Source organism: Segatella hominis, assembly GCF_004535825.1.
In the GTDB taxonomy this organism is placed as follows: domain Bacteria; phylum Bacteroidota; class Bacteroidia; order Bacteroidales; family Bacteroidaceae; genus Prevotella; species Prevotella hominis.
Map to the genome: position 1 here is coordinate 1 of NZ_SGVY01000084.1, position 9,269 is coordinate 9,269.

At 40.1% G+C, this 9,269-nt stretch carries 6 protein-coding genes and 1 pseudogene; 2 read left to right on the forward strand and 5 right to left on the reverse strand.

Annotated elements, in window-relative coordinates; genetic code table 11:
• Positions 1 to 309: 309 nt before the first annotated feature.
• Together EXN75_RS18710 and EXN75_RS16540 are read left to right on the forward strand one after the other, a co-directional pair.
• Positions 310 to 469 (forward strand): annotated as a pseudogene (locus EXN75_RS18710) (restriction endonuclease subunit S); the annotation flags it as partial.
• A gap of 560 nt (positions 470 to 1,029) precedes the next feature.
• Positions 1,030 to 1,800 carry a DUF2971 domain-containing protein gene (locus EXN75_RS16540; RefSeq protein WP_134844652.1) on the forward strand — a complete coding sequence of 257 codons (771 nt, stop codon included), beginning with the start codon at positions 1,030 to 1,032 and terminating at the stop codon, positions 1,798 to 1,800.
• Here EXN75_RS16540 and EXN75_RS16545 read toward each other — a convergent pair.
• The 5 genes from EXN75_RS16545 to EXN75_RS16565 form a co-directional block, all read right to left on the reverse strand.
• Positions 1,775 to 2,374 (reverse strand): restriction endonuclease subunit S, encoded by a 600-nt coding sequence (locus EXN75_RS16545; RefSeq protein WP_134844653.1) that lies wholly within the window; start codon positions 2,372 to 2,374, stop codon positions 1,775 to 1,777. The two genes, EXN75_RS16540 and EXN75_RS16545, sit on opposite strands and share 26 nt — an antisense overlap.
• 87 nt (positions 2,375 to 2,461) lie before the next feature.
• Positions 2,462 to 3,472, reverse strand: coding sequence for a virulence RhuM family protein (locus tag EXN75_RS16550; RefSeq protein ID WP_134844654.1), 1,011 nt, complete (start codon positions 3,470 to 3,472; stop codon positions 2,462 to 2,464).
• An 87-nt stretch (positions 3,473 to 3,559) separates the two neighbouring features.
• Entirely contained in the window at positions 3,560 to 5,218 is a 1,659-nt protein-coding gene (locus tag EXN75_RS16555; protein ID WP_134844657.1) for an N-6 DNA methylase, read from the reverse strand.
• A 2-nt stretch (positions 5,219 to 5,220) separates the two neighbouring features.
• Complete coding sequence (locus EXN75_RS16560) at positions 5,221 to 8,484, reverse strand: type I restriction endonuclease subunit R (protein ID WP_134844655.1); 3,264 nt, start codon at positions 8,482 to 8,484, stop codon at positions 5,221 to 5,223.
• Positions 8,485 to 8,498: 14 nt separating this feature from the next.
• On the reverse strand, positions 8,499 to 8,696 hold the full coding sequence (locus tag EXN75_RS16565) for a helix-turn-helix transcriptional regulator (protein ID WP_134844656.1): 198 nt from the start codon (positions 8,694 to 8,696) through the stop codon (positions 8,499 to 8,501).
• Positions 8,697 to 9,269 lie beyond the last annotated feature (573 nt).

A 9,269-nucleotide genomic window follows, 5' to 3' on the forward strand; every position in this document is an offset into this window, starting at 1 on the left:
AGAAAAAGGATTTGGATGGTGAAGGACTAAATCAGCACATAGCTATTTGCTAGAGTAGTTAATAGTACACCTTAACACCAATTAACCAAATCCATGTTACTTGATTCTGGGTGCAAAGGTAAAAGAGTAGTTACTAATTTATTTTATTATGTAACTTTTATGCCAAAAAACAATTTTTATTTTATAATATGATGAGAAATGGTGTTTTTAGCTAAATATTACTTGGATTTTAACTAAAGGTAATACTTATCTTTATAGTGTTTGCCGTATAATGTAGTTTTTGTAAATTAAGTATTGGTAGATCTATTCTTGCCGATAAATGATAATTTAGAAGCGATGGCAAAGCAACTCTACGACTATTGGTTTGTGCAGTTTGACTTCCCGAACGAGGAAGGCAAGCCTTATAAATCAAGTGGCGGTGCTATGGTGTGGAACGAGAAGTTGAAGCGTGAGATACCGAAAGGATGGAGCGGTGTTTCATTGAAAGATTTGGCGGTAACAAGTAGAAATGCTATAACACCTGTTGAAAATGAAGTATATCAGCATTTTAGCATACCTTCTTTTGACGCTTGCGGCTCTTATTCATTAGATAATGGTAGCGATATTAAAAGTGATAAATTTGTTCTTCAAGAAGGACAATTGCTTGTCTCAAAACTGAATCCTTGGTTTAATCGTGTAGTTTGGGTTCCAAGAGGTACAAATATAATTGGCTCTACAGAGTTTGTCGTACTTAACCCAAACAACAAATCTGAATCTGGCTATATTTATTCGGTTATAAAATCGCCAAAATTTGTAGCTTATTGTTCACAGGCAGCAACTGGTACTTCACATAGTCAACGACGTGTGTCACCAGATGTTTTAATGGCTTTCAAAGTTGCCTATGAGCCAGACGTTGTACAGAAATATGGTTGCTTTATGGAGAATATACAAAAACGACAGGCTGAATTGTTGTCTGAGACAGCGACGCTCACTAAGCAACGTAATGAATTTTTACCCTTATTAATGAACGGACAAATATCAATACAATAAATGGCTCGCATACTCTACAAATATTTAGATATTACTGGAGCAAAGTACATGGTTGGAAATCAGAATCTCCAATTTACTAATGCATCCCAACTGAATGATCCTTTTGATTGTCATCCGAAATTAATAGACTATTCGAAAGTTCCAAGTAACAAACTTCAAGGATGGATACCCAAAGAATGGTGGATAGAAAAAGAAGAAAATGACGCACTAAACCTGCGTAACAGCACATGGCTATGCAGTTTGTCTAAAACAAACGATTCATTACTCATGTGGAGTCATTATTGCTATAATCATAAAGGCGTGTGTATAGGACTTGACATAGATAGAGTGATAAAGTCAGTTCCACCTATGTTTGGTACAACATATGTTGAGCCGCTTGTGCTTGATGTTCAATACAAGGATATTATAGAGCGTCCCAATGGCTACCAATATTCAAAAGACATATTTAGCTATCAATGGAGAACCAAAGCAAAAGAATGGGAATACGAACAGGAAGTTCGTTTGGTTATACCAAATCCAAGTGGCTTATATGCCTCTTTGACACCGCAACAAACCAATCAGGATAAAGAATTTTGGGATGGACGTGAAATTCGCCATTATATGCCATTGAACGCCGAATGTTTCGAATCCATTTATTTCGGTGTAAACATAGAACAAGAAGAAAAAGAAAAAATTGTTCAATATGTTCGCAAGAAATTAAATCCACAGATAAACTTATATCAAATGGAAATAGATGATAACGCTTTTAGGCTGCGACCGATAAAAATATAAGATGGTCAAGCCACGGTAAATTATCATTTATCAGCTTATTGAGTTCAATTTTGCGATCAATGTCTGCCAACACCTTTCCGATGGTACGTTGCTCCTCTATTGATGGAATCAATACAGGTATGTTGCCAATCGTATCATTGGAAAGGGTGTAACGCTGCCCACTACCAGAAGCATTATTTTCAAAATACTTCTGAATGTATCGAGTGTGCATGAAGGCATTCAGATATTTTCCGTCAACAATAGCAGGGTTAGGAGTAATCAATGCACAATGATAGCCAAGAAGTACATACTCGAAATCGTCAGCAATATAAGTGGCAACACCTATATCGTCTCTGGTTTCGCTATCTTTTGTGATGGCAACCATGCCTTTGCCTATTGAGCATTTGTCAATCTCTGTTTGCTTGGCTGATGCAACCATAAACGACTTAGCCTTTTCTTTGGTGATAGCCCAATTATAATAAACATCAACAAAGTTGCACAGACGCACAGGTGTTTCGCCCTCTATTGTTTTTTTGTCAACACCGCTAATTTCAATTTTAGCGATGTCAGCAAGCTTGTATTTCTTTAGTTCCATTTTATCTAATCTCTATCTTGAAATAGTGCAAGTTAGCCTTGCTGTATTGTTAAAATCAATTTGGCAAGTGTCACTTGCCAAATTGTATTATTCATTATCAAGCAATCCTCTTATACCCTTATCAAAGTCCGAGTCTATGCGTTGTGTTTTATTAAAGATGTCATATTCTTCTTCCGCCTTCTTCTTGGCTTGTATAGCCGATATTTTGCCTTTATCTGGTAATATCTGATATTTGCGGAAAGTCAAAAACTCATTAACACTTGCAGAGAACTGCGACATATTGAACGTGTTTTCACGCTCTATGAGGTCTTCGATATAATCAAAGAAGCCAGTAACGGCACGTTCCAGTTGTCGGATTTCTTTCTCTTGCAGATAGTTCTTGGCAATGCTGACATCCGATTTAAGAACACGCCCGTCTGGAGCATTCTTCCATGTAGTCAATCCCATGTGATCTTTTGTGTGATCTGCCTTAGAGTAGATAATCTCCGCAGCAGTCTGTCCTGTGATGGCATAGTGAAAACGGTTTTGTATCATAGCATAGAATTCTCTTGTAGTCGGAGAGTTCTTGTCATAGTCGGTACTGCACTCTGCATAGATGTCGGTTATCTGTTGCCAGATACGACGCTCACTTGTACGAATAGAACGAATACGTTCAAGCAACTCACGGAAATAGTCCTTGCCAAACACCGCATTACCTTGCTTCAATCGCTCATCGTCCATTACAAAGCCTTTTTTGATATACTCATGGAGTATCTTTGTTGCCCATTGGCGGAAACGAGTGGCTTTCAGTGAAGAAACTCGATAACCTACGGCAATGATTGCATCAAGAGAGAAGAAAGCCACTTTGTGAGTTTGTGTTTTTTCCTCAATTGCACCATGCTGAGTGGTTATTTCCATTTTGGAAACAACCACGTCCTTATCCAACTCTCCCTCATCAAAGATGTTTTTTAAATGCTTGCTTATAGCAGGAACACCAACACCAAAGAGCTGTGCCATAGCCTTTTGCGTACACCAAAGAGTTTCGTCTTTTATGACAACTTGTACTTTGCCATCAGCATCGGGCATATTATAAAGAAGAAATTGTATCTCGTTACTCATACTTAATTTATTTGTTTCATGTTTTTGGGATATATTGCAGCAATATTCAGATATACCTTTCCAATTGCTCCCCAAGCTGGGGAGTAATTACTCCTTACTCACATTACCATTAAAGCTGAGACTATTTAATTGTTTCATAATCTCATCTTCTAAACGATGACTCTCTGTGAATTGTTGTGCAAGCGTTGTTCTATAATCATTCATTCGCTTGTTGAACTCCTCTTCCGTAATATCCACATAGTCTATCTTGATGTCGAAGTACTGTCCAGCAGAAAGACTATATCCTTTTTCCTTGATTTCATCGTAGGTCACAGTAACAGAGAAGTCATCCACAGCTTCCCTGTTTTGGAAAGTATTGACAATCTTATCAATCTCCTCGTCACGAAGACGAACTTTTTTCAAGCCATTGCTATCCTTGTATTCCTCGCCCAGTTTGCTGGCATCAATCAATACTACCTTATCACTCTTTTTCGAGTCATCAAAAAAGAGCACAGAAACATTGGTTCCAGTGTTGGCAAAGACATTGCTTGGCATGGATACGCAGCCATAAACTATCTTATTGTCAACAATATGCTTCAAAATCTTGTTTTCGATACCGCTCTTAGCAGTGATGAATCCTGTCGGAATAACAATAGCTCCCTTGCCAGATCCTTTCTTCAATGAATTGATGACATGCTGGATGAAGCATGTATAGATAGCCATGCTATCTTTTTTCTTAGCTGGCACCTTTGGCACTCCTGCCCAAAAGCGAGCAGGATAAGCTGAAATCTTCTCACGAGTATCACTAAAGTCCATCTTGAATGGTGGATTGCTCACCACAAAGTCGAATTGGCGAAGACTTTGACCGTCATCGCTCTTGTGATAAGGCGAAACAAGGGTATCGCCCTGAATAGCATGGTCGAGTGAAGACACCAAGCCATTAAGCAACAAGTTAAGCTTGAGCATTTTGTTGCTTCTTTGGGAAATATCCTGGGCAAAGATCGTACAGCGATCTTCACCGATTTGATGTGACAACGCCATGAGCAAAGTGCCTGTACCTGCCGATGGGTCGTAGCATTCAACATTATGAAGGTCGGCGTGATCGCCCACTAACAATCGAGCCATAATGGTGGCGATGGCATGAGGAGTATAATATTCTGCATATTTTCCGCCGCCAGCTGTATTGTAGTCTTTGATAAGGTACTCAAAGATGTTGGCAAAGAAGTCGTAATGCTCGGAAAATGCTTCCTCGAAAGAGAAATTAGCAAGTTTATCCACCATGGCACGTGCAAATGGTGCTCGCTGAGCCACATCAGTCACATATTGGGTCAATGGCTCAAAGAGAGGTATCTTCGTGTTTTGAGTGGTTTGTGTGGAGAAAATGGCAAGATTCTGCTCTGCAATGTCGCTCATTGTATTGTCGAAGATGAAGTCAAAATCACCCTTTGCCTGTTGGTTCCAAAGGTTGGCTATCAAGTGCTCTGGCTTCAAGCGTGGCAGGTCTGGGGACAAGGATGCCACCAACATCATGCGCTCCATGTCACTCAGTTCGCTGTAAGCTGTTTCCCATTTCTCTGCTGTGCGAATTTTCTCAGCATAGCGGTTTTCCGAGTGTTTGATGGCGTAGCCAAACTTATCATTCAAGAACTTATATAGGAATACCTGTGTGATGATCTTATACTCATTGCCGTCATTGCCCATGCCGTATGTCTTGCAAGTAGCTTTCAGGGCATCGATGAGGGCTACGGTCTTTTCTCTTATTGTCATGTTCATATTTTATTACTTGGATATGTTCTGTTATATTGATTGATGTACTGGCGAGCTATCCTTGACTGGATGAAAGTAAAATCTTCCATCTGTGGCTCTATGTTTGGATAATGATAGAGCGACTGAGCAATCTCAGTCATCACGGTCATCTCGAAATAATCGTCTTTCTTCAGAATGTCTGCACGGTCGTAAACCTTCTGGTCGATTTCTGATTTTATGTCAGAAAGTATCGCCACGATGTCATTGTTATAATAACTAAAGATGAATGGCTTATGCTCTTTCAATCTTCGTTGGTTTTCTTCGTGGATTCGCTTGTGGACATTGGCAAACTTGGTATCGCCATTGTATTTCTTCAGCAAGCGGTTGTTGCTTTCCTGCAATTTCACCAATCGCTCGATGATTTCATCCAGTTCCTTGCTTTCTTGATTGAACTTAGCAATACTGTCAACGACAAATCCATGCTCCTTGAACCTTTGTAAGAAGGCATCACGCAGAGTGATATATTCAGGATCGTCAGGGTCTGTATTCTCAGTGAATTTATGAATAGCTAAAGCCCATTTGTCTTGCAACTCTTGACCACCAGCTATCATTTTCATTTCTTCCTCTCCAATTTTTGAGAAATTGAAGCGGATGTCTTCCATTGCTTCATTGACGAGTTGTTTGGTCTCGTCAGAAACCGCAAAGGCTTCCTTTTGGTTGATGATGTCGATGTGGTGTTGCACTTCCTTTAGCATGTCAGGGAGCTTTGTTAGCTCAACCTTACTGAAAGCATCCTTCAAGCTGTCATCACCGAATGTACGTACTATATTGGCACAATCCTTGGCTGAAACCAGCGCTTTCTTCAAGTCGATCAGCACTTGCTTGTCTTCGATAGAAGAAATCTCAGACGAAAACTCCTCTACATTGTTTGTCGTGTAATCAAACAATGTTTGGCGTACATCTTTCATCTGTCGAATCAATTCCTCAGGGTCTTCTATAACCTGTGAGAAAGTATCGGTGGTATGATTGCCATCCACTTCGTCTGGATTGTTGAATCGGTTCAACTCTTTGAGGTAAGCCTCGTTGGTCTCTTCAAAATTTTGCTTGATGTTAGCAAAGTCGATGACATACCCATAACGATTGTTCTTGTATGGTCGATTGACACGTGTGAGTGCCTGCAAAAGGTTATGGTCACGGAGCTTGCGACCAAAATAAAGTCTCTTTAAGCGTGGCGCATCGAAACCGGTCAAGAGCATATTGAAGACAATAAGCAAGTCGATGCTCATGTTCTTCTTGAAGTCCTTGATAATTTGCTTGCGAGTTTCCTTGTCATCGCTATCGTGCAAGATGAGCCCTACTTTCAATGGATGCTTCTTATAACCTAGCGTCGGTATGGCATTGGCTACCATCCACTCTTGTCCATCTATTTTGATTTGGATAGGCTTGGCATATCCATTGTCAAGTGTATTAGCAAAGCCACCATCCGAGAAGTTTTGAAAAGCCTCATATAACTTCCTTGCTTGTTCGCTTGTCTCGCAAATAACCATGCCTCCAAGTGTATCATCACCTTGTATCTTGCGGAATTTGGTTAAGTCGTCAGCAATGTAACGAGCTAACTCCCCGACATAACTATCGTGCTCTATGATTTGTGAACGCTTGATGTCTTTTTTATGTACAAGAGTTTCCAACTTATCGTAAACCTCAGACAGACGTTCCTTGTACGATGTCTCTATATCCTCACGGATTATCTTTAATGTATATCCGTCAGCAATGGAACGGTCATAATAATAGGTATGGAAGTAGCGTTGGAAGACCACACTCGAAGCACAATCTTTCTTAAGCAAAGGTGTTCCTGTCAAAGCTATCTTGATGGAACTTGGATCTGCATCAAAAAGATTGGCAAGAAAACAGCCACCTGGTTTGTAGCCACGGTGTGCCTCGTCCATGATGAATATACGCTGTAGATTGGTAGCGTAAGCAGGAAGCTCCACCTTTTGCTTATCTTCGGCAAAGCGTTGGATATTCACAACTGTTATCTCCTGCTGTCCACTGGTTCCTTCTTGCGCATGGTTATTGCGGAACTGAGCCATCAGTTCAGCACGAGTATTGGCTGTTGAGACAACGAGCCCACGAGCCTCAAACTCTTGGGTGGCTTGTTCCAACAGGTCTATTCTATCTACGATGAAGTAGAATTTCGCCACCATATTCTTCTTGGCGTAATAGTCGGACAGGACATAGGTAAGATAAAAGGACAGGGCCGTCTTACCACTACCTTGCGTGTGCCAAACTACACCAGAAGTAGCTCCATCAGAGAGTTGCTGGCGAATGGCGAGTGCAGCAAACATCTGCTGATAGCGCATGATGTGCTTTTGGTCTGTACTTTCAATTTTCCCATCTACCTCTTTCTCCATTTTAACGTATGCGATGCCATACTTGATGATAAAGAGCAACCGCTCAGGACTACACATGGAGGTAAGTATGCGATTCGTAGGAGTGTTGATGCCAAGATTGGTTTGATACTCAGGAGTATGATGAATTACTTGACAATTGAAGTCTGCCAAGATTTGTTTCTCTTCCTCTTGGTTGATTTCCTTATATGGATAATTGGCATGATAAGGTGCTACTGGAAGATTAGAAGGATTCTCTTCACGGAAGCAATTGAAAGGTGCGTTTTCTCTTGCAGCAGTGCAATAGAAAGCTCCTTGGATAGGAACAATTCCTCCCATTGAATCATATTCCATATTATTGGAAAATATCATCAACTGTGTGATGTTGATGAAGCTACGAAACTTTTTGTTAGGGAAACGCTCTTGATTCATTCGCTTACTTTCAGCCACCATTCCCCCATGGTTGTTTGGCTTTTTTACCTCCACGAAGCAAAGAGGTAAACCATTGACAAACAAAGTGATGTCTGGGCGGAATTCATCTTGACCATTCTTGCAAGTGAACTCAGCTGTAAAATGGAAAGTGTTGTTTTGAGGATTTTCGAAGTCTATTAATTTAATGGGAGATACAGCTTGTAACCTTTTATAGAAAGACTTACCAAGGTCGTCGTTCTTTAATTCTTGGCGAATGGAGCGCAAGATGTTCTTGAATCCATCTTGCTTTGCTGATGGATTCAATGTAAAAAACTGTGCTTTGAAAACCTCCGTCAAAATATTTGTGTCAGGGTCATAAACTGTCCCTGCCATATCCTCGCTTATCTTTCCGAAATAAGAATAGCCTAATCGAGTTAAGTGAACCATTGCTGGCATTTGAACTCTTGTTGCTTCGTTAAATTTACTCATAGCTTCTTCTTTGTTTAATCGAAGTTGATAATTTCACTTACACTGACATCTAACAACTCTGAAATCTTTTTCAAAGTCATAAGATCTGGTTGTGTGGTGTTGGTGCACCACTTAGAAACAGTTGCTTGGTTTACTCCCAACTGTTCTGCAAGCCATTTATTAGTCTTTTTCTTTTTAACTAAGACCAATTTTAGTTGGTTTAAATCTTCCATAACATTCAATTTGTTGCTTTAAATGCAAATATAGTGATTTCTTTTTATAAATATGTGTCTACAGATTAATCTTTAACAAGATATAACAAAGAAAGGTTGAGTAGTTGCGTTGGGTAATGGTATGAAATCGTGTGAAAGAATGTAAAATGAAGACGTGCTTTTGACAACCATTATGAATTAGCATCGAAATACGTTGCCAAAATGTTGCCAAAAATAGAAAAGAAAAAATCCTAACCGCTCATTATCAAGCAGTTAGGATTTTATCATGTGCGCCTGATAGGCAAATATGCCCTGTGTTCCGCTGGCGTTAGGTGTATATTGCATGAAAGAAACCACGCCCACATCACTCATCAGCAAGGCAACGGCATCTTCCTGTTCTAATGTTGCACGAACAGGATAACGGTAGTCGGGCGTTAAAAGGATGCGTCTGTCCCCTCAGTACTGTAAGCCAAAATCTTCTCTGGGATTTCATTTGTCGGATTTAAGTTCATTGACACAAACAAGAAAGCCTCATTATTCAGACCATTCCATCTGCATTTCCACGCAGAACTTCCTGCCTCTGACATCTGTGCA